The 26176-nt window shown below is 62.5% G+C and carries 21 protein-coding genes; 17 read left to right on the top strand and 4 right to left on the bottom strand.

Annotated features, from left to right (window positions below; genetic code table 11):
• Nucleotides 1-104 precede the first annotated feature (104 nt).
• The 8 genes from ACWTV3_RS13035 to ACWTV3_RS13000 all read left to right on the top strand — a co-directional run bounded on the left by ACWTV3_RS13035 (nt 105) and on the right by ACWTV3_RS13000 (nt 8831).
• Nucleotides 105-1049 carry a sugar-binding transcriptional regulator gene (locus ACWTV3_RS13035; protein WP_498478643.1) on the top strand — a complete coding sequence of 315 codons (945 nt, stop codon included), beginning with the start codon at nt 105-107 and terminating at the stop codon, nt 1047-1049.
• Nucleotides 1046-2059 (top strand): deoxyribose-phosphate aldolase, encoded by a 1014-nt coding sequence (gene deoC, locus ACWTV3_RS13030; RefSeq protein ID WP_498478642.1) that lies wholly within the window; start codon nt 1046-1048, stop codon nt 2057-2059. The genes ACWTV3_RS13035 and deoC overlap by 4 nt, the downstream gene beginning before the upstream one ends.
• 8 nt (nt 2060-2067) lie before the next feature.
• Nucleotides 2068-3579 (top strand): aldehyde dehydrogenase family protein, encoded by a 1512-nt coding sequence (locus ACWTV3_RS13025; protein ID WP_498478641.1) that lies wholly within the window; start codon nt 2068-2070, stop codon nt 3577-3579.
• A complete protein-coding gene (locus tag ACWTV3_RS13020; protein WP_341620823.1) occupies nt 3576-4433 on the top strand; it encodes an aldehyde dehydrogenase family protein in 858 nt (285 codons plus the stop codon). Before ACWTV3_RS13025 ends, ACWTV3_RS13020 begins: the two co-directional genes overlap by 4 nt.
• A 58-nt stretch (nt 4434-4491) precedes the next feature.
• Nucleotides 4492-5328: a CAP domain-containing protein gene (locus ACWTV3_RS13015; RefSeq protein WP_498478640.1), complete on the top strand. Its 837-nt coding sequence runs from the start codon at nt 4492-4494 to the stop codon at nt 5326-5328.
• 66 nt (nt 5329-5394) lie between these two features.
• A complete protein-coding gene (locus tag ACWTV3_RS13010) occupies nt 5395-6870 on the top strand; it encodes an SDR family oxidoreductase (RefSeq protein ID WP_498478639.1) in 1476 nt (491 codons plus the stop codon).
• Between the two features lie 36 nt (nt 6871-6906).
• Complete coding sequence (locus tag ACWTV3_RS13005; RefSeq protein ID WP_498478638.1) at nt 6907-7809, top strand: ribokinase; 903 nt, start codon at nt 6907-6909, stop codon at nt 7807-7809.
• 89 nt (nt 7810-7898) lie between these two features.
• A complete protein-coding gene (locus tag ACWTV3_RS13000) occupies nt 7899-8831 on the top strand; it encodes a glycerophosphodiester phosphodiesterase (protein WP_498478637.1) in 933 nt (310 codons plus the stop codon).
• 32 nt (nt 8832-8863) lie between these two features.
• Here the strand turns inward: ACWTV3_RS13000 and ACWTV3_RS12995 are convergent, their stop codons facing one another.
• On the bottom strand, nt 8864-10195 hold the full coding sequence (locus ACWTV3_RS12995; protein ID WP_498478636.1) for a M20/M25/M40 family metallo-hydrolase: 1332 nt from the start codon (nt 10193-10195) through the stop codon (nt 8864-8866).
• Between the two features lie 65 nt (nt 10196-10260).
• Here ACWTV3_RS12995 and ACWTV3_RS12990 point away from each other — a divergent pair, with 65 nt between their 5' ends.
• The 4 genes from ACWTV3_RS12990 to ACWTV3_RS12975 all read left to right on the top strand — a co-directional run bounded on the left by ACWTV3_RS12990 (nt 10261) and on the right by ACWTV3_RS12975 (nt 16517).
• Complete coding sequence (locus tag ACWTV3_RS12990) at nt 10261-12144, top strand: DUF2207 domain-containing protein (protein ID WP_498478635.1); 1884 nt, start codon at nt 10261-10263, stop codon at nt 12142-12144.
• 81 nt (nt 12145-12225) lie between these two features.
• Nucleotides 12226-12570, top strand: a complete 345-nt coding sequence (locus ACWTV3_RS12985) for a DUF6804 family protein (protein ID WP_498478634.1) — start codon at nt 12226-12228, stop codon at nt 12568-12570.
• 208 nt (nt 12571-12778) lie between these two features.
• Nucleotides 12779-14923, top strand: coding sequence for a DEAD/DEAH box helicase (locus tag ACWTV3_RS12980; RefSeq protein ID WP_498478633.1), 2145 nt, complete (start codon nt 12779-12781; stop codon nt 14921-14923).
• A 130-nt stretch (nt 14924-15053) separates the two neighbouring features.
• Nucleotides 15054-16517 carry an aspartate ammonia-lyase gene (locus ACWTV3_RS12975; RefSeq protein WP_498478632.1) on the top strand — a complete coding sequence of 488 codons (1464 nt, stop codon included), beginning with the start codon at nt 15054-15056 and terminating at the stop codon, nt 16515-16517.
• 77 nt (nt 16518-16594) lie between these two features.
• On the opposite strand, the gene ACWTV3_RS12970 is transcribed toward ACWTV3_RS12975, so the two are convergent.
• Nucleotides 16595-17212 carry a protoporphyrinogen oxidase gene (locus tag ACWTV3_RS12970; protein ID WP_498478631.1) on the bottom strand — a complete coding sequence of 206 codons (618 nt, stop codon included), beginning with the start codon at nt 17210-17212 and terminating at the stop codon, nt 16595-16597.
• Between the two features lie 36 nt (nt 17213-17248).
• Nucleotides 17249-18697 (bottom strand): AlkA N-terminal domain-containing protein, encoded by a 1449-nt coding sequence (locus ACWTV3_RS12965; RefSeq protein ID WP_498478629.1) that lies wholly within the window; start codon nt 18695-18697, stop codon nt 17249-17251.
• Between the two features lie 124 nt (nt 18698-18821).
• On the opposite strand from ACWTV3_RS12965, the gene ACWTV3_RS12960 reads away from it, so the two are divergent.
• Both ACWTV3_RS12960 and ACWTV3_RS12955 read left to right on the top strand, forming a co-directional pair.
• Nucleotides 18822-19652 carry a hypothetical protein gene (locus ACWTV3_RS12960; protein ID WP_498478628.1) on the top strand — a complete coding sequence of 277 codons (831 nt, stop codon included), beginning with the start codon at nt 18822-18824 and terminating at the stop codon, nt 19650-19652.
• A gap of 39 nt (nt 19653-19691) precedes the next feature.
• Nucleotides 19692-20933: a PrsW family intramembrane metalloprotease gene (locus ACWTV3_RS12955; RefSeq protein ID WP_498478627.1), complete on the top strand. Its 1242-nt coding sequence runs from the start codon at nt 19692-19694 to the stop codon at nt 20931-20933.
• A 48-nt stretch (nt 20934-20981) separates the two neighbouring features.
• Here ACWTV3_RS12955 and ACWTV3_RS12950 read toward each other — a convergent pair whose 3' ends face one another.
• Complete coding sequence (locus ACWTV3_RS12950) at nt 20982-22058, bottom strand: hypothetical protein (RefSeq protein WP_498478626.1); 1077 nt, start codon at nt 22056-22058, stop codon at nt 20982-20984.
• A 319-nt stretch (nt 22059-22377) separates the two neighbouring features.
• Between ACWTV3_RS12950 and ACWTV3_RS12945 the strand changes: the two genes are divergently transcribed.
• From ACWTV3_RS12945 to ACWTV3_RS12935, 3 genes are all read left to right on the top strand, one after another.
• Nucleotides 22378-24648 (top strand): HelD family protein, encoded by a 2271-nt coding sequence (locus ACWTV3_RS12945; RefSeq protein ID WP_498478624.1) that lies wholly within the window; start codon nt 22378-22380, stop codon nt 24646-24648.
• Between the two features lie 218 nt (nt 24649-24866).
• Nucleotides 24867-25664: a nuclease-related domain-containing protein gene (locus ACWTV3_RS12940; RefSeq protein WP_498478623.1), complete on the top strand. Its 798-nt coding sequence runs from the start codon at nt 24867-24869 to the stop codon at nt 25662-25664.
• Nucleotides 25665-25707: 43 nt separating this feature from the next.
• Nucleotides 25708-26169, top strand: coding sequence for a VanZ family protein (locus ACWTV3_RS12935; RefSeq protein WP_498478622.1), 462 nt, complete (start codon nt 25708-25710; stop codon nt 26167-26169).
• Nucleotides 26170-26176: the final 7 nt, after the last annotated feature.

Below are 26176 nucleotides of genomic sequence, written 5' to 3'. Positions count from 1 at the left end.
ATGTGCGCACTCGCTGCTCCGAGTGTCTGCTCATCTGAGCAAGCACTGCTGCATATGTTGCAGCGCGGTGTGCCGGACTCTATCGTTGAAGGCAGGAGGCAGCAGTGGATGAATCAACCGAGCTATTGGCCGTGCGCGTTGCCGAGCTCTACTACGAAGAGAACAAGACTCAAGATGAAGTTGGCGCTCTTCTCGGTATTACCCGCTGGAAAGTGGGCCGATTGCTCACCCGCGCTCGTGAAGCCGGCATCGTCCGGATCGAGATCATTCACCCTCGTGCCCGCCGACTGGATGTCGAACGCCAGTTGAGAGACCGCTTCGGTCTCAAAGACGCGGTCGTGGTTCCGCTGCCCGCCGACGACGAAGAGGTCAACCCTCGCGTGGCCCAAGCGGCTGCCGACTACTTGGCTGCCGTTCGTCCTGTGCCTCGCACTCTCGGTGTGAGCTGGGGTCGCACGCTCGATGAGGTTGCTCGCTTGCTTGCTCCCGGCTGGACCGTGGGCGTGCAGGTCGTGCAGATCAATGGTGGCGTGAGCCTCAATAGCAAGCAAGGCACAGCAGCGCAGACCGCAGTCACGTTTGCGCAGAAGGGGCACGGTCAAGCGACGCTGCTGCCGATCCCCGCGATTCTGGAGCAGGTCGAAACGAAGCGTGCGATCGAGCGCGACCGGGCTGTTGCGAGCGTTCGTGCTCTGGGTGCGTCGGCATCCGCCTATTTGTATAGCGCCGGTGTTGCCGGTGCTAGTTCGGTTCACGTCGATAGCGGCTACCTCAGCGAGAGCGATGTGGATGACCTCGTCGCTAAGGGAGCCGTGGGCGACGTCGTCGGTCGCTACATCAACAGCGCGGGCAAGATCGTCGACTCTGCTCTGGATGAGCGCACTGTCGGTCTCGGTCTTGACGAGCTTCGTGCTGCCGAGCACGCAATTTTTGTCGTCGCTGGCGACGCTAAACATGACGTCGCGCGCGCCGTCGTTACCAGTGGGCTGTGTTCCGTCATCGTCACCGATGAGGCCACCGCTCACGCCCTTCTGGAGGAAACCACATGACAATCGAAAAGGCCATCGCGCTCGCTCCTGCTGAGCGCGCGGTCAACCTCATCGGCTCAGATCTGACCGAGAAGTCGCTCAAGCTGCACCTCGAGGGGCTCTCGGGCGTCGACGCGGTCGGGCTTGAGCAGCGTGCTGCCGGGCTGGGCACGCGATCGATCAAGACCACGTCAAAGGCTTGGGCTCTTGACACCATCATCAAACTCATCGACCTCACAACGCTCGAGGGTGCAGATACCCCCGGCAAGGTTCGCTCGCTCGCCGCGAAAGCCATGCTGCCCGACCCCGCGGATGCCTCGACCCCGCAGGTTGCAGCAGTGTGCGTTTATGGCGACATGGTTCCCTACGCAGCAGATGCCCTGGGCTCGGCGTGGTCGAACGGCTCAGACAACGGAATCAACGTTGCCGCCGTCGCCACCGCGTTCCCGAGCGGACGCTCGTCGCTGCCGATCAAGATCATGGACACCAAAGAAGCCGTCGCTAACGGCGCGGACGAAATTGACATGGTCATCGACCGTGGCGCCTTCCTCTCTGGCAAGTACGGTGTTGTCTTCGACCAGATCGTGGCTGTCAAAGAGGCATGCCGCCGCGAGAACGGCACCTACGCTCACCTCAAGGTGATCTTGGAAACCGGCGAGCTCAACACCTACGACAACGTGCGCAAAGCCTCGTGGCTCTCGATCCTGGCCGGCGGAGACTTCATCAAGACTTCCACCGGAAAGGTGTCGCCGGCGGCGACCCTGCCCGTCACGCTGCTCATGCTTGAGGTCGTGCGCGACTGGCACCTGCTCACCGGCGAGAAGATCGGAGTGAAGCCTGCTGGCGGCATCCGAAGCTCTAAAGACGCCATCAAATACCTCGTGACCGTTGCAGAGACCGTGGGCGAGGAATGGCTTCAGCCGCACCTCTTCCGCTTCGGCGCATCGAGTCTCCTCAATGACGTGCTCTTGCAGCGTCAGAAGCTCACCACCGGCCACTACTCCGGCCCCGACTACGTCACGATTGACTAAGGCACACCATGACTGAGAATGACACAGCGGTAAGCGCGAAGGCCCCGAGCTTTCTCGACTACGCTCCCGCCCCCGAATCAACGTCCGTTCTGCACCTGAAGAAGCACTACGGTCTCTTCATCGATGGTGAATTTGTGGATGGCCGCGGCGACGCGTTCACCACGATCTCGCCCGCAACCGAGAAGGAGATCGCCTCGATCTCCAACGCCAACAACGCCGATGTGGATGCCGCTGTCGCCGCCGCTCGCAAGGCCTACGACCGCACCTGGTCGAAGCTCTCAGGCGCAGACCGCGGTAAGTACCTCTTCCGCATCGCTCGCCTCGTGCAGGAGCGGGCCCGCGAGCTTGCTGTTGCCGAGAGCCTCGACAACGGAAAGCCGATCAAGGAGAGCCGTGACGTTGACGTGCCTCTCGTCGCTGCGTGGTTCTTCTACTACGCCGGGTGGGCCGACAAGCTCGACTACGCCGGTCTCGGACCGAACCCGCAGTCGCTCGGTGTTGCCGCTCAGGTAATCCCGTGGAACTTCCCGCTGCTCATGCTCGCGTGGAAGATTGCTCCGGCGCTCGCCGCAGGAAACACGGTCGTGATCAAGCCGGCAGAAACCACGCCGCTGAGCGCGATGATCTTCGCTGAAATCCTGCAGCAGGCTGACCTGCCCAAGGGTGTCGTCAACATCGTTACCGGCGCGGGAGACACGGGCCAGGCCCTCGTCAACCACCCGGATGTCAACAAGGTCGCCTTTACCGGTTCGACCGGCGTTGGCCGGGCGATCGCCAAGTCGGTTGCCGGAACCGGCAAGAAGGTCACCCTCGAACTCGGTGGCAAGGCCGCGAACATCGTCTTCGATGATGCTCCAATCGACCAAGCAATCGAAGGAATCGTCAACGGCATCTTCTTCAACCAGGGCCACGTCTGCTGTGCAGGTTCGCGCCTGCTGGTTCAAGAGAATATCCACGACGATGTCGTCGATCGCCTCAAGGCGCGGCTCTCCACGTTGCGCATGGGCGACCCGCTCGACAAGAACACCGATATCGGCGCGATCAACTCCAAGGCTCAGCTCGACCGCATCCGTGAACTCAGCAACGTCGGCGAAGCCGAAGGCGCCGAGCGCTGGACCGCCGACTGCGCGATCCCCGAGAACGGTTTCTGGTTCGCTCCAACTATCTTCACGAACGTCTCGACCTCGAGCCGCATTGCGCGCGAAGAGGTCTTCGGGCCGGTTCTGAGCGTCCTGACGTTCCGCACCCCGGCCGAGGCCATCGCCAAGGCCAACAACACCCCCTACGGGCTGTCTGCGGGCATCTGGAGCGACAAGGGCTCACGCATCCTCGCAGTGGCTGACAAGCTACGCGCCGGTGTCATCTGGGCCAACACGTTCAACCGTTTCGATCCTGCGTCGCCGTTCGGTGGCTACAAGGAGAGTGGCTACGGCCGCGAGGGTGGCCGTCACGGACTGGCCGCTTACCTAGAATCCGCTGGATGGGCCGCGCCCGCCGTCACGAAAGGTGGCAAGAAATGACCCGTCTCACGGTTCCTAAAACCTACAAGCTCTACATCGGTGGCAAGTTCCCGCGCAGCGAAAGCGGCCGCACCTATGAAGTGACGACCAAGAAGGGGGCGTTCCTCGCGAATGCCTCGCTCGCTAGCCGCAAGGATGCTCGGGATGCTGTTGTTGCCGCCCGCGCGGCCGTCAACGGTTGGTCGGGTGCCACGGGCTACAACCGCGGCCAGGTGCTGTACCGCATTGCTGAGCTCTTGGAGGGTCGTCGCGAGCAGTTCGTCGACGAGCTCATGGCTACCGAATCACTCTCGAAGTCGGCGGCGACCACTCAGGTCGACACCGCTATCGACGCGTGGGTCTGGTACGCAGGCTGGGCTGACAAGTACGTTCAGGTTGCCGGAAACGGAAACCCGGTGTCGGGCCCGTACTTCAACCTCTCGACTCCCGAGCCCAGTGGTGTCATTGCCATCGTTGCCCCGCAGGACTCCTCGTCGCTGCTGGGCCTCGTGAGCGTCATCGCTCCGGCTCTCGTCAGCGGTAACACCGTTGTCGTCGTCGCTCACCAGAACGCCCCGCTCAGTGCGATCAGCCTCTCTGAAGTTCTCGCTACGAGTGACGTTCCTGGGGGAGTCGTCAACATCCTCACGGGCTCGCCCGCCGAGATCGCGCCGTGGCTTGCGAGCCACGCGGATGTCAATGGTCTTGACCTTGCCGGTGCAGAACAGCTCGAGTGGGTCGACCTTCAAATCGCGGCTGCCGACACGCTCAAGCGCGTCTCAGGCCCGGTCGTCGGAGTTCCCGCGCCGTCCATCGAACGCATCGTTCAGTGGACCGAAACGAAGACGGTCTGGCACACGAAGTCTCTGATTTAGCCGAGAGGTGCGGCGTGGGGGTTGCCCAGCGCGCGTATCTACGGATACTTGCTGAGTAATGATTTTTTCACGCCGCACTCCCTCTCGTATCGCCAGCGGATTTTTTGCCCTTCTTCTCGCGATTTTCTTAGTCCCCGTCGCTGCTGCTGCCCCCGCTTCAGCTGCCGAAGCTGACACTATCCACAGTCTTGTCAATCAGGCCCGGTGGGATAACGGTCAGCAGGGACTCATCCGCAATGCGGACATGGACGCCGTCGCTTTGGCTTGGGCCAAGAAGATGGCGGCGAGCAGCACGATGTCGCACAACCCCGACTACTCCACCCAGATTCCAGCGGGCTGGCGTTCGGCTGGCGAAAATGTGGCGCAGGGGTATCGCACGGCTCAGGCCATGCACGATGGCTGGATGTCGTCTCAGGGCCACCGGGAGAACATTCTGGGGGCGTTCACCGACATCGGAATCGCGTTCTACTCGAGCGGTGGAACGACGTGGGGCGTGCAGGTGTTTGCCACCTACCCCGGCCACACCGGCCCGGATGCGCCCGCCGCTGCAGCGCCCGCCCCCGATCCCGATCCCGCTGAAGAGTCGAGCGCAACAGCCACTCCGACTCCCACCGCAACGCCGAGCGCGAGCGACTCGGGGGAATCATCCTCGGGCTCTGATGGCTCCTCTGAAAGCTCGGCTAGCGAAGGTACTGTGGGGCAAGTCGATGCCGATGCAGCGCCAACGCTCACTCAAGCCGAGCTGCAAGCCAGCGTATACGGCGCTAAGCCCGACTACACCTGGATCGCGTGGACGATCTTCTTCAGCATCCTTGCCCTCGGCGGGGCGGCCTGGTTCCTGGTCTGGCGTCGAATTAAGTCGCGCCGACCGGTAGCGCGTCGAGCCCGTCAGTAATAGAGCAGCGGCGGATACCGAGCTAACTGTGCGCTGCCTCCCAGCGGCGGTGCCTAGGGTTACGGAATGCGCGTTCTTGTAACTGGAGCAACTGGATACCTTGGCGGCCGACTCGTGCCTCGACTCATCGAGGCGGGGCACAGTGTGCGGGTGCTTGTGCGCAATCCGCGCAAGCTGCGCGACGTGCCGTGGAGCGACGATGTCGAAGTCGTCGTGGGGGATCTCACCGACGCTGACAGCCTCGTCGATGCCGTCGACGGAGTAGACGCGCTTTACTACCTCGTGCACGCCATGGGCGCCGCCGGTGACTTCGAAAAGACCGAGAAGCTCTCAGCCACGAACGTGGCCAAAGCGGCGAAGAAAGCGGGAGTCTCCCGCATCGTCTATCTGGGCGGCCTGCACCCCGAGGGCGATATTTCTGAGCTCAGTCGACACTTGCGCAGCCGAGCCGAGGTCGGCAACATCCTCCTAGAATCGGGCGTGCCGACCATCGCGTTCAACGCGGGAGTTGTCATTGGGTCTGGTTCGGCGTCCTTCGAAATGATCCGCCACCTCACCGAGGTTCTGCCCTATATGCCCGCACCGAAATGGGTGCGCAACTTCATTCAGCCGATCGCCGTGCGCGACGTTCTCTACTACTTGGTGTCGGCGCTCGAACTCCCCGACGACCTCAACCGAAGCTTCGATATTGGCGGGCCGGATGTGCTGCGCTACGGCCAGATGATGAACGGTTACGCACTTGAAGCGGGGCTTCACCAGCGCCCGATCGCATCATTGCCGGTGCTGACTCCGTGGCTTGCTTCGCAGTGGGTAAACCTGGTGACACCGATTCCTCGGCTGCTGGCAGTGCCGATCATTGAGTCGCTGCAGTTCGACTGCGTCGTTCGCGACGAGTCGGTCTCGGAGTTCATTCCCGAGCCTGAGGGCGGTCTCACAAGCTATCGCGCCTCCGTTCGTTTGGCCCTCGTGAAGATGGGCGACGGCGAGGTCGAGACGAGTTGGCAGGACGCGACCGTTGTGGGTGCACCGAGCGACCCCATCCCCAGTGACCCGGAATGGACCGGTCACACGGTCTACACCGACCTACGCGAACGCGCGACGCCCGCGTCTGCGGAAGCACTGTGGGCTGTGGTCGAGGGGATTGGCGGCGAGAACGGATGGTATTCGTTCCCGCTGGCGTGGGCTCTGCGCGGCTGGCTCGACAAGCTGGTTGGCGGGGTCGGCCTGCGCCGTGGCCGCCGTCATCCGAGCACATTGAACACGGGCGACGCCTTGGACTTCTGGCGCGTGGAGAGCATCGAGCGCGGGCACAGCTTGCGGCTGCGCGCCGAAATGAAGTTACCGGGCCGAGCGTGGCTTGAACTGAGCGTCGAAGACCGCGGCGAAGACGGAGCGTTCTATCGCCAGCGCGCGGTGTTCTTTCCGAGCGGACTCGGCGGGCGACTGTACTGGGCTGCGATCCTGCCATTCCACGGCGTGATTTTCAGCGGAATGGTCAACCGCATCGTTGCGGCGGCGGAATCGGATTCTGACGCGAAATAAACCCCACATGTGGTCGTAATGCGTTACTTTTGACTAATGTCTGGAATCGTCGTCGTTGGTAGCGCAAACATTGATCAGGTCTTTCGAGTGGACCGCATCCCCTCGCCGGGCGAAACCGTGCTGTCGCGCAGTCTGAACACCGCTCTAGGCGGCAAGGGCCAGAACCAAGCTGTCGCTGCCGCGCGCGCCGGCGTCGCGACGACCTTCGTGGGAGCTGTCGGTGACGATGGCTTCGGCGAAATGGTGCGCTCGGGGCTCGCCGCAGACTCGATCGACGTCACGCACCTCAAGACGACCGGCAAGCCCACCGGAACCGCCCTCATCGCGGTCGATAACACGGGCGAGAACACGATCATCGTTGAGGCCGGAGCGAACACCGATGTAGCCGACCTCACCGCCGCTGACTCCGCAGCGATCAGTGCGGCATCCGCGCTGGTGATGCAGCTCGAAATCCCGCTGGCCACCGTGATTTCTGCGGCGAAGATCGCCCGGGCAGTTGGTACAAAGGTAATTCTGAACGCCGCCCCTATCCAGGCGCTGCCCGCAGAGCTTCTCGAGAACCTCGACATCCTCATCGTGAACGAACACGAAGCTGCCGAGCTCGCGAAAGACAACGGTCTTTCTGACGAACTCGATGGCATTGGCGAACGACTGCTCGGTCTGGTCTCGACCGTCATTGTCACGCTCGGCTCCAAGGGCGCCGCGCTTCACCGTGTGGGCTCCGAGCCCGTCGTCGTTCCGGCTCATCGCGTCACCGCGGTCGACGCCACCGGCGCGGGGGACACCTTCTGCGGTGCCTTCGCTGCGGGAGTGGTGGAGGGCATGATGCTGGATGACGCCCTGCGCTTCGCGGGAGCCGCGGCATCAATTTCGGTGGAGAACCACGGCGCTGTGCCATCGATCCCTCACCGCGAGGCCATCGAGACACGCCTCAACTAATTCGCCAATAAGGTAACGGATTGGTAACGGGCTCGCTATAGTGGGGTCACCGCGAACGCGCGGCAACCCGACACAAGGATGGCGAGTCCATGGCGGCATCGCAGAACCTGGCACAACCGAACCATCATCTTCGAGCGCGGCGTGCGGCCCTGGCGGCCACGCTTGTCACCGCCATCACGCTGGCGCTCGTGCTGAACGCCAACGTTGTTCGGGTGCATGCCGTGGGCGCGTTCACCTCGCTCAAATCGCCGGGGGAGGCCGCCTTCATTGCCGGTCACCGCGGTGACAAGACGGTGGCGCCAGAGAACACTCTCGAAGCCTTGAGCCTTGCGCTCGACAGCGCAGCCGACTACGTCGAGACTGACGTTCAGCTCACGGCCGACGGAGTGCCCGTGCTCATGCACGACTGGACCGTCGATCGCACCACGAACGGCACCGGACCGGTGTGGAAGTACACCTACGAAGAACTCGCGGCCCTCGACGCTGGCTCGTGGTTTAGCGAAGAATTCGCCGGCGCGACGGTGCCCACCCTCGAGCAGTTTCTCAACGTGCTGCGCTGGTCAACCAAGAACGCGATCCTCGAACTCAAAGGATCGTGGACTGACGAGCAAGTGGCGCTCGTGGCGGATCTCATCGCTCGCAACGGTGTGACCAATCACGTCATTCTGGGCAGCTTCGACATCATGACGCTTCAAGCGGTGCAGCGCGTGAGCCCCGAGTTGCCGGGGATGCTCATCGCGCGCGACATCGTGGGAGATCCTGCTCAACTTGCCGCCGCAGCGGGCGCGGTGGCCCTCGTGACCAGTGAGACCGCGATCACGAGCAACCCCGAACTCGTGCAGCAGGTTCATGATGCCGGTTTGGGCATATTGATCTACACCCTCAACGACAGCGATACATGGTCGGATGCTGTGGCTCTGGGCGTCGACGGAATCGTCACCGATCGTCCGGCCGAGCTTGGCAGTTGGATCGCCAAGGAAGCCAGCGACTCGAACCCGCTGCCCTTCGCGCCCCGCCGCTAATTACGCGACGGAGTACTCGGCCGCGCGCGGCCTTATAGCGACGCGATGAGCGACCGGTAGAACTCGATGCCATCGAGGTAACTGCGCACGAGCATCCGTTCGTTGCGGGCATGGAGCGTGTCCCGCACTTCGCGCGCCATGGCGAAGGGGGTGAAGCGGTAAACGCCATTGCTGATGCGCGTGAAGTGGCGGCTATCGGTCGCACCATTCTGAACGTAGGGCGTGACGATTGTGCCGGGAAAGCTCTTTTCGATCGTGGAACGAAGAAGCTCCCAGGCGAGCCCCGAGGTGGCCGACACCGGCGACGGTTCGCCAGGGGAATCGACGGAAACCCGAACGCGCTTGTCGTTGATGGCACGTGTGACATGGGCGAGGGTCTCGTCGAGGCTCGAGTTCACGGCGATGCGCACGTTGATGATGGCGCTCACCCGTTCGGGCATCGCGTTGACGGCATGGCCGCCTTCCAACATCGTCACGGCCTGAGTCGTGCGCATCATTGCAGCGAGCTCGTCGCTCTTGCGCACCAGAATCGGCAGAAGAAATGGCTTAGTCCACGAAACGTTGCGCAGCAGGTAGCCCGTCATGCCGCCCGCGTGCTCGCCGAGCAGGCGCATGAGGTCTGCGCCCGTATCGGTCAGGCGTGAGGGGAAAGGGCGCGAATTGAGGCGAACAATAGCCTGGGCCAGACGAACAGCAGCGGGAAATTTCGGGGGAGTCGAGGCGTGGCCACCCGACTGGTCGACCGTTAAACGCAGTGTCGCAGTGCCCTTCTCGGCCACGCCGACCACAGCCATGGGGGCATCGACCTGATCGAACACGTCGTCAACGATCGCGCCGCCCTCGTCGAGCACCAGCGTGGGCTTCACGCCCCGGCTTTCGAGAAGATCGACGATGGCGGAGGCGCCGGTTCCGTGGGTTTCCTCGTCGTGACCGAAGCACAAATAAATGTCTTGAGCGGGCACAAGCCCCGCTTCGAGCTGAGCCTCGACGGCCTCGAGAATGGCGACGACGGAGCCCTTGTCGTCGAGGGTGCCCCGCCCCCAGATCAGTTGCTCGTCACCCCTGCCGCTGAGTTCTGCCGCAAAAGGTGGTCGCTTCCAACCTTCGTCGGTCGCCGCGACGACGTCGTAGTGGCCCATCAGCACGGCAGGTTCGGTAGATGCTCGGCCGCGCCACCGGAAAAGAAGGGAATGGCCGAGCACCGTCTCGCGCTCGAGCCGGCTGTGGCACAGTGGATACAGCTTGCGCAATGTCTGAGCGAAACGGTCGAATTCTGTCCATTCCGTGGCGGAGGGATCCACTCGGGAAATTGTCGGGATTCGAACGAGTTCCTGCAGGTGTTCGACAGCCAAAGCACTCTTCATACCTCGACTCTAGCGAGCAGCAGGCGGTGCTCGCTTTCACCCGAGGGTAAGGAAACGGAGACACGATGACAGTCAGAGCGCAGCGACGCCCTCGATTCCGGTGGAGTGCGCGGCTGAGCGCGCGGCTGGTGGGGGCAATTGCGGTGGTGGTGGCGCTGGGCGCAGTACCTCTCGCGGCGACGGCAGCCGGGCATCCGAACAACTTTGCCGGCGACGGAGCTGCAGCGACCGGGCTCGTGAACGCCGGCCTCGACGACTTCGTGTTTGACAGCTACGAGGGCGAGTTCTTCCTCGATCGTGATGACGAGGGGCGTTCAACGCTGCTCACCGTCGAGACTTTCGTTGCGGTGTTTCCAGCCGATCAGAATCGGGGGATGCGCCGCGCTATCCCGAGTACTTACCAGGGCGAACCGCTCGACATCCGTGCGATCTCTGTCACGGATGAGAATGGGCAACCCCGTGACTTCGAGGCCGAAGAAGAGGGCAACTTCACTCTGGTGACGAGTGCGGCCGACTCCTTTGTCGAAGGAACGCAGACGTATGTCTTTACCTACATGCGCTCGAACGTGACGCGGTTCGCCGCCGACACCGGCGCCGATGAGTTCTACTGGGATACCAATGGCACGGGCTGGAATCAGCCCTTCGGCTCTCTCACCGCCACAATTCATCTCGGCGAGGGCCTGAGTGACGCCCTCAGCGTGGCGCCCGACTGCTACTGGGGAATCGATCAGTCAACCCAGCGCTGTGACATTGTCGCTCTGGATGACGATACGTACCTAGCAACGCAGGAGATGCTGCAGCGGGGGCAGAACGTCACGGTCGCCTTCGGGTTCGAACCCGGCACGTTCGTTGCCCGCAACAGCTCCTACTTCGGCTCGGCAGCAGGCTACGGCCAGCCGCTGGGTTTCATCGGTGCGATCGCTGCAGTGATCTGGGCTATTCGCATCCGACGATCCAAGCTGGCGGATGACGGGGGCCGCCCTACGATCATTGCGGAGTATTCGCCCCCACGCGATGTCTCGGTTGTCACCGCCGCGCTCGTGATCAAGAAGCGTCACAAAGCGGTTGCCGCGCAGATTCTGGATTTCGCTGTGCGAGGCAAGTTGCGCATTCTCGAGGAGGAATCAACGGGCTTCTTCTCCTCGGGAACCACCTTCCGTCTCGAGCTGATGGACCCGACCGGTGTGACGGGGCGCGAGTTGGAAGTCTTGCGCGCACTCTTCGGGCAGTCCCTGCAGCATGGCGCCATCCGGGACATGAAGAAGTCGGATTCCAAGCTCAGCAAGAAGATGTATTCGATTCTGACGGCGGAGAACTCCGCGCTCGCGCCGAACGGCTACCGGCAGAAGCTGAGTGCGCGCAATTATCTTCCCTTGCTGGTTTCGGTCGCCGCCGTGATCGTGTCGATCGTCTTCGGTATCGCGCTGATCGATGGTGACTACGGTTCAGCCGTTCCATTCGTGGTCATCATGGTGTCGTTCATGGCAGCGGTGCTGACGATGTCGCTGCTATCGCGTATTCCGCTGACGGCTCAGGGCTCCGAACTGCGCGATCACCTTGAGGGGCTCAAGCTGTACATCAGACTCGCTGAGGCTGATCGCCTGCAGATGTTGCAGAGCCCCGAGGGTGCGTTGCGGGAGAGAAACGAGGCAACGGGCGCCACCGACGTGCTCAAGATCTACGAGAAGCTTTTGCCGTATGCGGTGCTGTTCGGTCTCGAGAAAGAGTGGTCGACAGAGCTCAGCCGGTACTACACCGAGAGTTCGCCGGACTGGTATCGCGGTTCTAGCAGCTTCAACGGCGTGCTGTTCGCCTCGAGCATCTCAAGTTTCTCGACTGCGGTGGCCAGTTCGTACTCGGGCAGTTCGTCAAGCAGCTCGAGCGGTGGCTCGGGTGGTGGCGGTTCCTCGGGTGGTGGCGGCGGTGGCGGTGGAGGAGGCGGCGTCTAGCCCCGCCGAAGACGCCGCGGTCATGGCCTCGTGGTTCGCGCGTGCGAAGCCGAACACCAGCAGGCGGGTATATTCGAACGAGTGAGCGCAACGTACCCGAATCGTCCCCGACGCGTTGCGTTGCCCGCTGCAATCCTGGCCGTTCTCGTGCTGCTGGTGGGTGCTGGTGTCATCGGCACCGAGATCTTCACGATCGTGCGCTACGTCGTGAGCATCCTCGCCTTGATCTGCGTTGTTTTGGTGTGGCAGGCACGGCAATGGTGGTGGGCCGTCGGTCTCATTCCGATTGCGATTCTCTGGAACCCGATCGTGCCCATCGTGATTGATGACACCCAACTTTTCGCGGGATTGCACTACACAGCGGCTCTCGTGTTTATCGCGGTGGGTGTTGGCGCGCGCGTTACAGACTCCACAAGTCGAGGTTAATTCGCTGCAGTAGAGCGCTCGCGCCTATTTCTGCGTACACTGGATACCGCATCCCTTGAGACCACCAATCGCATCGCAGTTGGGTCTGGCTCACTCGAGTGGAAGTTGTCGTTCAATTGAAGTTACCTTCGAGGCAGCAACTACTCGTTCTACGTCCCTGAGTCGTCGTACCCACTACTGAGCCGCTTGCCTAGCGCCAGGAGAATAATTGACCAACTCGTCACAGACCGAGTCCTCGCAGCGCAACAAACGATCCAAGAATTCGGGTCAGCGCCAAGGCAACACTCAGCGCCGTCGCGCCCGTCCCGGTGACGACACGGGCGTTATCCCCGTGTTGGCTCGCGCCGCACGCGAGGTTGAGACAGCTGTTCAGAAGGGCCCGCTCAAGCCGACCAACCGCGCACGTTTCCAGGTCGCAGCGCTGTTGCTGCGTGAAGAGCGTGCCCGCGTGAAGACGGATGCCACGCTCACCGAGTCCGAGCGTGCCAATGAACAAAAGCGCCTCGATGGCCTCGCGGGCATCTTGGCCAAGACGGCTGCTCGCGACACAAGCTTGCTCTCGATGTTGGGGGAGTCGGCACCGATCACTCCCGCGGCTCAGGCGCTGCGCCGCGACCTGCTGCTGGCTGCCGGTGTCGAACTCAGCCCCGATGAACTGATCATCGCCGAAGAACCAAAGCCCGTCGACAAGCAGGTCGAGAAGCAGGTTGTTCCAGCATCCGTTCGCCAGATGCAAATGGCGAATCCCTTCTTGGCTCCCGACTTCAGCGCGATCGCGCCCAAGCCCGAGCACAACAACCGTCTTGCTAACTGGGAACTCATCGACCCACTATTCCGTGCGTTCGAGCACGGTTCTGGCGGCGGAGCAGCGTCGATGGAGCTTCCCGAAGCTGAGTCGCTGCGCACCCGGGGAGATCTTGAGCTGATGCGCCACCAGGCGCGTTTCGTCGAGGTCGTCAAGCAGGGCCACCGCACGTTCTTGCTCGCCGATGAGCCTGGACTGGGTAAAACCGCTCAGGCACTCATGGCTGCCGAAGCCTCTCACTCGTACCCTTTGCTCGTTGTCGTGCCCAATGTCGTGAAGACCAACTGGGAACGCGAAGTTGAACTATGGACTCCTGGCCGCAGCGCCACCGTGGTTCACGGCGACGGCGACACTGTCGATGCGTTCAGCGATGTCGTCATCGTGAACTACGAAGTTCTCGACCGTCACGTCGGCTGGCTCGGTCGTTTCGGCTTCAAGGGCATGGTTGTCGATGAAGCTCATTTCATTAAGAACCTCAAATCTGAACGCTCCAAGCACGTCTTGAGCCTGTCGCAGAATATTCGTGCAACGTACCCGAAAGCGCTGCTCATGGCGCTCACGGGAACCCCGCTGATCAACTCGATCGAAGACTTCCGAGCCATTTGGCAGTTCCTCGGCTGGATCGACGGCACCAAACCGCTCGCCCCGCTCATGTCGAAGCTCGAAGACACCGACCTCACTCCGGCTGACCCCGGCTTCTTCTCAGAAGCGCGTCGTGCCGTGATCGATATGGGTATCGTGCGCCGCAAGAAGGTCGACGTTGCTGCCGACATTCCTGCTCGACGCGTCGCCGACATCCCGGTCGAACTCGACAGCGACCTCGGTCGCTCGATCCGTGCCGCCGAGCAGGCCCTCACCGCTCGCCTCGTCGACCGCTTCACTCGCGTTCGCAAGCTCAAGCCCGATGTGGCCATCGAAGATCTCATTCGCGTTGTTGCTCACGCCGAACTCGAAGAGTCGAAGAGCGCCACTACCGGCGAGAACGTCTTCACAATGGTGCGGCGTATCGGTCAGGCCAAGGCAACGCTGGCCGCGGACTACACCGCGCAGCTCGCTCGTTCGGTGGGCAAGGTCGTTTTCTTTGCTAAGCACATCGATGTCATGGACACCGCTGAGGCGCACTTTGCCAAGGTCGGCCTCAAGGCCGTCTCGATTCGAGGCGACCAGAGCGCCAAAGCTCGCCAGAACGCGATCGACTCGTTCGCTAACGATCCCGAGGTTTCGGTTGTCGTGGCTTCGCTGACTGCTGCGGGCGTCGGCCTCAACTTGCAGGCGGCATCCAACGTCGTGCTTGCCGAGTTGAGCTGGACAAACGCCGAGCAGACGCAGGCGATCGACCGCGTTCACCGCATCGGTCAAGAGCTGCCCGTCACGGCCTGGCGCATTATTGCCGCGCACACTATCGACGCCCGCATCGCCGAACTCATCGATAGCAAGGCCGGCCTCGCCGCGCGTGCGCTCGACGGGTCTGATGAGGATGTCGTTGCTGAAGCGAACATTCAGTTGCAGGCGCTCTCGTCGCTGCTTCGCGACGCTATTAGGGAATAGCTCGTTCGTTAAGAAATGGCTTTCTGGCCATGGCTTTCTCTTCAAGTCTCCCGGTGCGCGAGCGTACACTTGAGGCGCGATCACAGTGTGTGTGTATCGCGCCGTAAATCAATGGAGATGAGAAAAAGAGTTGAGCAACGCCCCTGTGCAAGACACCGCTACCCGTATCGAATCCGATTCACTCGGTTCGCTTGAGGTTCCAGTAGACGCGTATTGGGGAGTGCACACGCTTCGCGCGATGCAGAACTTTCCGATTACGCGTCGTGCTATCTCCGTTTATCCCGATCTCGTTCGAGCGCTTGCTCACATCAAGCAGGCAGCGGCACGCGCCAACGCTGAACTCGGCGTGCTCGAGTCCCGCAAGGCTCACGCGATCGACCAGGCCTGCCAAGAAATTCTTGACGGCTCTCTTCACGCAGAGTTCTGCGTCGGCGTTATTCAGGGCGGTGCCGGCACCTCCACGAACATGAACGCGAACGAAGTAATCGCGAACCGTGCTCTGGAAATTTTGGGGCACAGCAAGGGCGAGTACTCGTTCTTGCATCCCATCGACGACGTCAACCGCAGCCAGAGCACGAACGACGTGTACCCCACGGCAATCAAGCTCGCGATGGTCTTTGGCGTGCGTCGTTTGCTCGTTGAGCACCAATTGCTCTCTGAATCGTTCGGCGCCAAGGGCCGCGAGTTCGTCAACATCCTCAAGATCGGCCGTACCCAGATGCAGGATGCGGTGCCGATGACTCTGGGTCAAGAGTTCACCGGCTTCTCGCACACGCTCGAAGAGGACCACGCGCGCCTCACCGAAGTTCTGCCGTTCATGAGCGAAATCAACATGGGCGCCACCGCGATCGGCACCGGCATCACCGCCGACTCGCGCTATGCCGAGGCTGTGCGCCGCCACCTTACCGAGGCCACGGGCATCGAGATGAAGACGGCGTTCGACCTCATCGAGGCCACGAGTGACGTCGGAATCTTTATGACTCTCAGCAGCGTTCTCAAGCGTTCTGCTGTGAAACTTTCCAAGATTTGTAACGACCTTCGCTTGCTCTCGAGCGGACCTCAGGCTGGCTTCGGCGAAATCAACTTGCCTGCCAAACAGGCAGGGTCGTCGATCATGCCCGGCAAAGTCAACCCGGTTATTCCCGAGGTCGTCAACCAGGTCGCCTTCAGCGTGATCGGTGCGGATGCCACGGTGACCGCCGCGGCGGAGGGTGGCCAGTTGCAGCTCAACGCGTTCGAGCCCGTGATTGCGCACTCGATTCTGCAGTCGGTGGCGTGGATGACCAACGCCTGCCGCACTCTGCGGGAGAACTGCATCGACGGCATCACTGCCAACGAGGAGCGCCTTGCCGCTCAGGTCGAGTCGAGTGTGGGCGTCGTCACCGCCTTGACCCCGTACATCGGCTACGCGGCAGCAGCAAACCTCGCGCACACGGCGCTCACCACGAACGCCTCCATCGCGCAACTGGTGGTCTCTGCCGGACTCATGAAGGAAGAAGACGTCGCCCGCGTTCTTACTCCAGAGCGTCTCAGCGGAGTTTCCCCGATGACGGCCGCTATTTCTCTTCCGTGGTTGGAAGAAGAAGCTAAGTAGTCAGTACGCACACAACCCGGGTCCTCTCAGTGAGAGGACCCGGGTTGTGTTGTTGTCAGAGCAGGGGAGCGGTGCCGCTATTTGGCGGGGAGCTCGTCGTCGTCATCCTCATCGTCAAGAGGAGCGAGCGCTTCGTCGCGTGCTTTACCCGCGGTCGTAAAGGCGCGGTCGATGGCGTTCTCGCCACGTTCGCGCAGTTCAGCGAGTTCTTTGTTTGCGTTCTCGCGCACGTCTTCGGCTGTCTCGGTGACGCGGCCGACAGCACCGCGAGCGGTAGCCGAGGCGCGATCAGCGATCTCTTTAGCGGACTCTTTTGCGTTGTCCGCAAGGTCCTTGGCGGTTTCCTTCGCCGTGCCCGCGAAGTCTTTGGCAGACTCCTTGGCGTTCTCGGCGAGCTTGGTGGCGGTGGTGCGAGCAGTCTCGGCGAATTCGCGAGTGTTCTCGGCGACATCCTTTGCCTTCTCGGTGACAAAGCCGGGAGTCGCCTTAGCTACTGCTTCGGCCTTGTCGAGCAGAATCGGGCCCTGAGTGCGCGCGTAATCCTCGACCGACGTGCGTGCTTTAGTCACGCGAGGGCTCTCCCACGCTTCGGTGGCTTTGCCCTTCATCTGGTCGTAGCGTTCACGGCCTGCGCGCGCGCCAACGACGTATCCAACAGCGATACCAAAACCGAGAATCAAGAGTCTGACGTTCATGTGCCCAGCCTACGGTGAGGTTGCGTTCTGCTCTACCTAGAGTGGCCGCGATCTCCACAAGTGCATGCACGCATAGCTGCGCCAGGGAGCCCACTGGCGTGAGTACTGGGTGAGCGCTGTTGCGGTCGCGGGAAGCCCCAACTCGCCAGCACCTTGGCGCACAACGAGGTCACTGCTGAGCATGATGTCGGAGTTGCCGAGTACCCGCATTGCCATGTAGCCGGCCGTCCACGGGCCGATCCCGGGCATTGCGACGAGCTTTGCTGTGAATTCGTCGACAGGGGTGGAGACATCCAGCTCGAGCTCGCCCGACGCGATTGCTTCGGCAACGCCGAGGATGCTGGCGATACGTGTTTTGGGGCCACGTAAAATCTCGGCCCCGGATGCCGCCAACACTGCTGCGGTCGGGAACAGCCCGTCACTTCCCAGCTCCGTCACGACCCGGGCATGCACCGTTCGCGCAGCGGCGACCGAGATCTGCTGCCCGATGAGCGTGCGGAAGAGGGTCTCCTCGGTATCGACGCTGCCTGGCAACCGCATTCCGGGCACGCGGGCCACCGAGCCAGCGAGGGCCGGGTCGCTGCTGAGCGCGCGGTCGATCGCGAGCGAGTCGGCGTCGAGGTCGAAGAGGCGACGCACGCGGGCGACGAGCGGGGCGACATCCGAAATGGTGGCGAGCTGTGCTGTGCACGTGATGCCTTGGTCGCCGAGTTCGAGGCGCACGTGGGCGATGCCACCGGGCAGGCGGATGGCGCGTTCCAGGCTGGTGGCAGTGGCTGTCTCGATCCCCGCTACCGCGTGATTCGCGAAGAACGTCATGAGCCCGGCGCCGTCGAAGGGTGCCCGCGTCGGCAACCGTAGGGTGAGGGCAGAAGGGCGCTCGTGTGCGGTGTGGGGATGCGCCGCTGCTCCACGCCGAGCGAGCGTGCGCAATTGGCTTGGTGTGGTCTCATACACGGCCTGAATGGTGTCGTTGAACTGACGGATGCTGGAGAAGCCGGCAGCGAATGCCACGTCAGAGATACTCAGTTCGGTTGCGCCGAGCAGTGTTCGGGCGGCTTGAGCGCGGTGCGCACGGGCGAGAGCGAGCGGGCCAGCTCCGAGTTCGGCGGTAAGCACTCGGGTGAGGTGGCGGCTCGTGTAACCGAGCCGAGTGGATAGACCTTCGACTCCGTCGCGTTCGACGACTCCGTCGGCGATGAGGCGCATGGCGCGCGAGGCAAGGTCGTCGTTTAGGTTCCATTCGGGAGAACCGGGAACGGCATCCGGTTGGCACCGCTTGCAGGCACGAAGTCCAGCCTCGTGGGCGGCAGCCGCGGTGCGGTAGAAGCGCACATTGCGTGGTTTCGGAGCCACGGCGGGGCAGCTGGGGCGGCAGTAGATTCCGGTGGAGTGCACGCCCGCAATGAACTGTCCGTCGAAGCGGGCATCCCGCGAACACAGCGCGCGGTATTGCTCGTCGAAGCTGAGCGTGGGGGAGAGCATGTTCTCACTCTGTCACTAGCCCGGCGCTGTGACCAGCGGGAATCAGACATCACCCCACCGTGCTTCCGTGCGGAAACCACGGTAATTCTCGTCAGAAAAGTGGGGAAGCGACTACAGTCGCAGCGTGGAATCTTCGTGGACAGCCCTTACCATCGTGGCCGCTCTCTGGCTCGTAGCTTTCTCAGCGCAGGTCGCTGACTACGCAACGGCACGCTTCGATCACCTGCGACTGGCTCGCGGTGTTCGCACGCGCCTGCGCCTGCATCCGGTGGCCTGGACCGTGCCTCTTGCGGGCATCGCCATCGTGGCGCTCACGATCTCGGCTGATTGGAGCACGCGCCTCTTCTTCGCCGACCCCGCTCAGGCTCCCGCCGCCATTCTGATTGCGCTCGGCACGGTGGTCGTCGCCGTGATTATCGTGGCCATCATTGCGGTCGTCGTCGTGCGCCCACCCGCCGATAGCTACCGCCTCGTGCGCGACGAGCTGCTCGAATCAGCGGGTCTGCGCATCCACCAAGACCAGGTCGACGAGTTCCGCGCTCGCGTCACCGCCATCGACAATGCCACCAAAGCCCACCGTGCTGCGGATGCCGCCACAGTGTCAGCGGCGCTGCAACTGAGCGTGCGCACCCCGCATCGACTCATCGCCCCCGTGCTGGCTGTCATTCTCGTCGTGGTTTCTGGCGTCGCAGCGGGGCAGGACTCGGCGTCGGGCTGGGTAGTGCTTGTCGCTGTTCTCGCTGGTGTGGTGAGCGTCGTAGGAGGAATCGTGGCAGCCCAAGCATCGCTGGCGCTCGCGATGTCGGTGCGCTCGACTCAAGACGTGTATCGCGGCGAGCTCATGAGCCTGATTGTGGAGGCGGAGCGATCGTCAAAGAAGCGCGTCGCGGGACTCGGCGACCGAGTCAATCGTGCGCTCAGCATCCTTCGGGAGCAGCAAGAGGGCACCAAGTAGCAACGAGGGCCGCAGCGCCTGCACGCTAGTCTCGATGTCATGACCGCGAGTGATCCTTCTTCCGTGACTCCTGACTACACGGCGGCATCGGGGCGCACCGCACCCAGCCCCACCGCGGCATCCGCTGAAATTGCGCAGGAAGCGCAACAGCACCAGTTGCCGCCCCACGTGCCGCAACCGCGAGGCCCCGGCCTTCTTATCTTGGGGATTCTGGGTGTCATCGCACTGTCATTCGTGCTGCTCTTTGTGATCGTCTTTGTGATCTCGGGCATCGGAACGGATGCGTTCGCGCTCGGTGGCATCTTGGCTATCGTGCCGCTGGCGGTGGTCTTCTTTGCGGTGCGATGGATCGACCGCTGGGAGCCCGAACCTCGCCTTGCCGTGGTCTTCGCGTTCCTCTGGGGTGCCGGCGTTGCAGTGCTCCTGGCGCTCATTGTGGGGGCCGAGATCGACAACGTCATCAACGCTCTGGGCGGCCCCGGCCCGGCCTACGACTTTTTCTCCGCCGCCATTCAGGCGCCGATCGTGGAAGAGGCGGGTAAGGCCCTCGGCATCCTCGTTATCTTCTGGGCGGCTCGACGCCACTTCGACGGTCCGGTGGATGGTCTCGTCTACGCCGCGTGGATCGCCGGCGGCTTTGCTTTCACCGAAAACATTCTCTACTTCGGCTCGGAGCTTGCGAGCATCAACGGCAGCGGAACCGGCATCCTGCAAATGTTCCTCGTTCGTGGCCTGATGTCGCCCTTCGCGCACGTAATGTTCACCGCCTGCACGGGTATCGCGCTCGGCTTAGCGGTGCGTTCCCGCAGCAACGGCCGCGCTGTCGGTGTTTTCGCTGTGGGGCTCTCCCTCGCGATTGCGCTTCACGCGCTGTGGAACGGGGCGCTCTTCTTCGTCAACGACTTCTTCGGCTACTACGCGATCGTGCAGTTTCCGCTCTTCGTCGTCGCCATTGTGATCGTGGTCTACCTGCGTCGTCAGGAAGCGCGGATGACGTTCGACCGGTTGGCCGAGTACGCCAATGCTGGTTGGTTCAATCAGGATGAGGTCGCCGTGTTGGCCACCCCGGCTGGTCGTCGTCAGGCGCTGGCATGGGCAGCGCGCAACAACAAGCGCGCTGTGATGAAGGTCTACATTCAAGAAGCCACCCGGCTTGCTTTTGCTCGCCAGCGGATCATTACCGGTAGAGATCAGATCGGTGCCATTGCCGATGAAGCCGTATTGCTGGGCGCCATCGTCGAAGCTCGGCACGCTCTTACGGGAGCACAGCGAGCGCACTAGCGAATTCGCTGCGGCGCGCGTCAGTGGGCGATCGTTAGCCAGCGATCGTTAGCCAGCCATTCTGAGGATGAACTGGAGCCCCCATGCCGCGATGAAAATGCCAGCGGTGACGAGGGTCGCGGTGGGAACACCGCTCTTGAGGCGTTGACCGCGCGGCGCGACGAGATTCACACTGCGATCGCCGATGGTTTCGTCGGCGTAGTTTCGGGATTGGCGCAGAGCTTTCGTGCCCACGGTGTCGGCAATGCCCAGGAGGCGACGGTGAACGGCGGGGTCAACGAGATCGAAGGGCTTCGGCGAGTACACCAACAACCAGCGATCAACAACCTCGACGTCGTAGGGGGCCGCTTTGTCGATGAGAAGCGCCATGAGGTCGGGCGTAAAAACATACAGAGCGTCGCGTTCGTACGCTTGCGGGCAGTACAGGGTGAAGTGGGTGTCGAAGTCGCCCTCGAGGCTCAGCGCCTGATTTTTGGCAAAGTTTTGCGGCAGGTTAGTCACGCCGAACAGCTGATTGTTGGCCGTGGCGTCCAACACCATATGGGGGAGCGCGCGATCGAGTTCGAGCGCGAGGAACCCCCAGTTGTGCGTCTGGCGGTTCTTTCCGGAGCCCGTGGTGTACCGGTAGTTGCCGTAATCGAGAGTGCGCCCGCTCGCGCTGCGAAAACGATTGCGAATCGAGCGATTGCCGCCTTGAGTGAAGATGAGCCCGGGATAGAACGCCGTGCTGTCGAGAGGGGAGAAGACGAGGTGGTTGTCGTCGGCAAACTTGTTCATGCGGTAAAAGCGCTGCCACGGCCCGCCGTGCTTGCGCCACGACGTGACGCCGACATAGCCACTACCGACGATCAGCGCGAGCACCAGGAGGCTGAAGAACAGCACCGGGATCGCTGCGAAGAAATTGCCGCTCGAAAAAGCTGACTGAAATGAGCCGCCCACGATCCCCATGATCGGGGCTCCGAGAAAGAGCGCAAAGAACGCGACAACCACCACGATCAGCACGATGGTGCCGGTGCGTCGAATGTTTGAGTATCCGAAGTGATCACGGCGAGACGACTTGAACGCTGCGACATCGTGCGGGTTCACCGGATAAATTAGCCCGGAATAGTCGATGGAACGCAGCATCCGACCATCGTAGGCCGCGGGATGCCCAGGGGAGCAGCCTCAATTCGGGGGTGATCACTGCGTTCGCAATGCTGGCCATCCGCGTTCGCAACGCTGGCGGGCACTCTCGAAGAAACAGCGCCGGGCCGTGGCGACGGGGCAAACCGGCCGTTAACAGACTCATCGCCCACCGGTGCGGCACTGCCTGCGACTCTGGTGAGCGATGAGTTTTAACTGCTTTCAGCGTGCCACTGACTCGGGCAGAGCGCAAGAGCTAATCGGCGAATTTATAGTCAAAAAGAGCGTACGATTGAAGGTCGCAATTTGGAGAGGACACCGGATGTCATCGAGTGAGCTTGAACGCGAGCGGGCGTACGTCCACGGCCTCTATCGCCGGCTGGATGCGCTGCGTAATGCCGCGCAAGAGCAGCTGGAATCTGTGCGTCGCAGCGCGCCGGGCGGCACCCACCAGAACCGCTCGGAGCGAGACGCTTTCGCGCGCATCTACGAAGATCGCATCGGGCAGCTCCGCGAGATCGACGAGCGACTGGCCTTCGGCCGGCTCGAACTCGAATTGGATGCCGACAGCGAGACTGATTCTGAAGGCACCGCTGAGCGCCCCGTGCGCTACATCGGCCGTATCGGCCTGCGGGATGAAGAGCAACGCCCACTGCTGCTCGACTGGCGTGTTCCTCAAGCGCGAGCGTTCTACCAAGCAACCGCGGCGACGCCTCTCGGCGCGCGCGCTCGCCGTCACTTGCAGAGCAATGGTCGGGACATCGTTCGTATCGACGACGAGATCTTCGACTCCGAACTTCTTCACACCGACGCGGCCTCCCTCCAGGGCGAAGCGGCTCTCATGGCAAGCCTCACCGCTGAGCGCACGGGTCGCATGGGCGATATCGTCGCGACGATTCAGGCCGAGCAAGATGCCATCATTCGTTCCGAGCTTCGCGGCGCCCTCGTCGTGCAGGGTGGTCCCGGCACCGGCAAGACGGCGGTCGCGCTGCACCGTGCCGCCTTCTTGCTGTACTCGCATCGGGAACGGCTCTCGGCATCCGGCGTGCTCATTGTGGGGCCCTCGCGTTCGTTTTTGCGTTACATCGAAGCCGTACTGCCGTCGCTCGGCGAGACCGGTGTCGTGCTGGCGAGCCTCGGCCAGTTGTTCCCTGGTGTGGATGCCCGCCGCGAAGACATCGACTCGGTCGCGCAACTGAAGGGCTCGCTCGAGATGGCGCAGCTCATCAAGCGCGCGGTTCGTTCGCGTCGGGTGGTGCCGACCGAAACGCAGCGCATGGAAATCAATGGCGAGATTCTGGATGTTCCCGCCGACCTCATCCGGGCGGCGATGCAGAAGGCGTGGGATTCGCACAAACCGCACAACCTTGCGCGCGTGGTTTTCAACAAAGCGGCGATCGCGGGAATCAGTCGTTTGCTCGCCGACCAGTTGCGCTCCCACGGAAACACGATCGATGATGCCGACCAGAAGTGGCTGCGCGAAGACATTCGTACGGCGCACGATGTGAAGGTTGCGCTCAACACCGCGTGGATGCCGCTCACGCCCGAGAAGCTCGTGAGTGATCTCTACGCCCGCCCGGGCTGGTTGCGCAGCCTCACGCCCCGGTGGACGCCCGAAGAGCGCGACCTGCTGCGTCGTGAGCGCGATGCGCCCTTCACGATCAGCGATGTTGCGCTACTCGACGAAGCGGCAGAGCTTCTCGGCGAAGTCGACCTCGCTCAGACCGCAGCGGAGCGCGAGCGCAAGCAACAACGCAAGCGCGACGTCGAAAACGCTGCCGCCGCCATCCGGAACATGGATGTCGAAGGCATGATTGATGCCGAGACTCTCGCGGAGGGGTTCGAGGCCAGTGCCGAGCGCGCGACCACGGCCGAACTCGCTGCGGCAGATCGCTCGTGGACCTATGGCCACATCGTTGTCGACGAAGCGCAAGAACTTTCGCCCATGCAGTGGCGTTTGCTCGCCCGCCGTAACCCGCTCAAGTCCTTCACGATTGTGGGCGATGTTGCTCAGGCCAGCGCGGCTGCCGCAACGAATAGCTGGGGTGCTGCGCTCGCCGCAGATATCGGTGATCACTGGCGACTCGAGGAACTTACGGTCAACTACCGCACACCGTCTCAGATTGTGGCAGTGGCTGAAGCGGTCGCGCTCGCCCACGACGTATCGATCACGCCGTCGCGCGCCGTTCGCCGGAGCGAGTGGCCCGTCGATGTCACCCTGGTCTCGGCAAGCGAGCTGGGTGCTCGCGTCTGCGATGTTGTCGGTGCCGATCGTGCAATCTCCAGCGACGGCACCTTGGCCGTAATCGTCAGCGATTCGCTCACGAGCAGCATTGTGGATGCCCTGCAGCAGTCCTTCGCCGCCGACGTGGGCGAGGGCGCTGCCGGCCTCAACAAGCCGATCGCCGTGCTCACGCCTCGCGAATCGAAAGGGCTGGAGTTCGACTCCGTTGTCGTCGTTGAACCGCAGCGCATCGTGGATGAGATTTCTCGCGGTGCTGCAGCGCTCTACGTCGCGATGACGCGCTCGACTCAACGCCTCAGTATCGTTGCGTCTCAGGGGCTTCCCGAGGGTATTCCCACCCCGGAATAAGGGTGGTCAGGGGAGTTGACCCCCACTCGGGTATGCCCAATAGTGGGGGTTTCGGCAGATTCTCAGGTTAGGCACTATTGATCTAGAAGTTATTCCTCGGGGGAGGAACCTTCACTCGGGAGCGATTTTTCGCCACGAGTCGGGCCGGAGGCGGGGGAGCCTCCGGCCCAACGTATATCTGCATGCATCTCACTGCATGGAAGAGCTGGAGGGTCTGCGTGCCGCAGAATAACGATCTTCGCGGCCGGATCGCTGGACAATCAGCCATGGCCGCCGTCATCGCGGCGCAAGCGCACCATGCGCGTCGCGGTCTTTTTGCGCGCACCATCGGTCTTTCGCCACTCACCGCTGAAGGCCGCGCGCACTACCGCGGGGCCGTCGGCGAGCTACTCGTCGGGTCGATTCTTGACCATCTCGGTCACAGCTGGGACATTCTCCACGGAGTACCTCTCGGGGAAACATCGCTCGATCACTTCGCCGTGGGGCGGGCGGGGGTTTTCGCTATTTCTGTTGTGAATTGTCAGGGTGACGATGTCGCGATCAATGGTGATGAGCTCGTTATTGCCAAGACCGTTAGTCAGGCCATTACGGAGGCGCGAGCCGCGGGGCAGCGTGTTTCCGCCGCTCTCAGCGCGGCAATGGGCTCACCCGTGAACGTCGTTCCGGTGCTCGTGGTCGTCGAGCCCGTCAAGGTCTCGACGCTGGCGCTGCCGGCTGACGTGCGGGTATTGACGTCAATGCAGCTTGAGCAGTGGCTTCTGTCAGCGCGGGCATCGCTCACGGGGGAGGAGGTTGCGACCCTCTCAACGGTGGCCGAGTCAAGCACCACCTGGCCCGCTCCGCAGCAAGCGACGATTGCCTCGCGCGAGATAACGCGCGAATTCGTTCGCATCCACCACGATGTGCGTCGGGCGAGTGCTCGCCGCTTCGTCTGGGTGGTGGTCGCGCTCGTGGGGACCTTCCTGTGGGTATGGTGGCTCGCCTCCGTTTTTGCATCACTTGTCGTCGGCTCCTAGCGCGTCGAGCCTTTTCTTAGCCCTCGTGGGGCACGATGGGGGAATGTTTCGGCGTCATCCCTATCTGAGCACTGCCACGTTCAGCTATCTCGCCGTGGTGGCTTGGCTGACGCTGAGCCCGCAAGCCCCCGACCAACGTGATGGTCCGCTCTGGCAGCTGGCAGTTTTTCTCGACCGGTTTCAGGCTACGCAGTGGCTCACTTTCAATGACCTCGAGTTCATGGCGAACATCGCGTTGTTTGTGCCGGTGGGATTGTTCTTTGTTCTTCTCGTCGGCAAGCGCCAATGGTGGCTCGCGCTTGGCCTCGCGGTTCTGCTGACGGCGGGAATCGAATGGGTGCAGCAGTTCATTCCCTCCCGAGTCTCTGACCCGCGCGACATCGTTTCCAACTCCGTCGGAGCGACGATTGGTGTGGTGGTCACTCTGGGCGTGGCCGCAGCACGTGAGCGGGCCCGTCGCCGGCGTCGTAATCGACCAGCAGGAAACTATTCCTCCGCACGCTAACCGGCCC

Source organism: Salinibacterium sp. AL4.1 (assembly GCF_059767305.1).
Note: the sequence above shows the minus strand (reverse complement) of the source record. Positions and strands in the feature narration are given on the sequence as shown.

What these genes read in the sequence shown, in the direction of transcription:
- ACWTV3_RS13025 (WP_498478641.1), top strand. Translation starts at nt 2,068, where the DNA reads ATGACTGAGAATGACACAGCGGTAAGCGCGAAGGCCCCGAGCTTTCTC.
- ACWTV3_RS12950 (WP_498478626.1), bottom strand. Translation starts at nt 22,058, where the DNA reads ATGCTGCGTTCCATCGACTATTCCGGGCTAATTTATCCGGTGAACCCG.
- ACWTV3_RS12995 (WP_498478636.1), bottom strand. Translation starts at nt 10,195, where the DNA reads ATGAAGAGTGCTTTGGCTGTCGAACACCTGCAGGAACTCGTTCGAATC.
- ACWTV3_RS13015 (WP_498478640.1), top strand. Translation starts at nt 4,492, where the DNA reads ATGATTTTTTCACGCCGCACTCCCTCTCGTATCGCCAGCGGATTTTTT.
- ACWTV3_RS13005 (WP_498478638.1), top strand. Translation starts at nt 6,907, where the DNA reads ATGTCTGGAATCGTCGTCGTTGGTAGCGCAAACATTGATCAGGTCTTT.
- ACWTV3_RS12955 (WP_498478627.1), top strand. Translation starts at nt 19,692, where the DNA reads ATGACCGCGAGTGATCCTTCTTCCGTGACTCCTGACTACACGGCGGCA.
- deoC (WP_498478642.1), top strand. Translation starts at nt 1,046, where the DNA reads ATGACAATCGAAAAGGCCATCGCGCTCGCTCCTGCTGAGCGCGCGGTC.
- ACWTV3_RS12965 (WP_498478629.1), bottom strand. Translation starts at nt 18,697, where the DNA reads ATGCTCTCCCCCACGCTCAGCTTCGACGAGCAATACCGCGCGCTGTGT.
- ACWTV3_RS13020 (WP_341620823.1), top strand. Translation starts at nt 3,576, where the DNA reads ATGACCCGTCTCACGGTTCCTAAAACCTACAAGCTCTACATCGGTGGC.
- ACWTV3_RS12935 (WP_498478622.1), top strand. Translation starts at nt 25,708, where the DNA reads ATGTTTCGGCGTCATCCCTATCTGAGCACTGCCACGTTCAGCTATCTC.
- ACWTV3_RS12990 (WP_498478635.1), top strand. Translation starts at nt 10,261, where the DNA reads ATGACAGTCAGAGCGCAGCGACGCCCTCGATTCCGGTGGAGTGCGCGG.
- ACWTV3_RS13010 (WP_498478639.1), top strand. Translation starts at nt 5,395, where the DNA reads ATGCGCGTTCTTGTAACTGGAGCAACTGGATACCTTGGCGGCCGACTC.
- ACWTV3_RS12945 (WP_498478624.1), top strand. Translation starts at nt 22,378, where the DNA reads ATGTCATCGAGTGAGCTTGAACGCGAGCGGGCGTACGTCCACGGCCTC.
- ACWTV3_RS12970 (WP_498478631.1), bottom strand. Translation starts at nt 17,212, where the DNA reads ATGAACGTCAGACTCTTGATTCTCGGTTTTGGTATCGCTGTTGGATAC.
- ACWTV3_RS13000 (WP_498478637.1), top strand. Translation starts at nt 7,899, where the DNA reads ATGGCGGCATCGCAGAACCTGGCACAACCGAACCATCATCTTCGAGCG.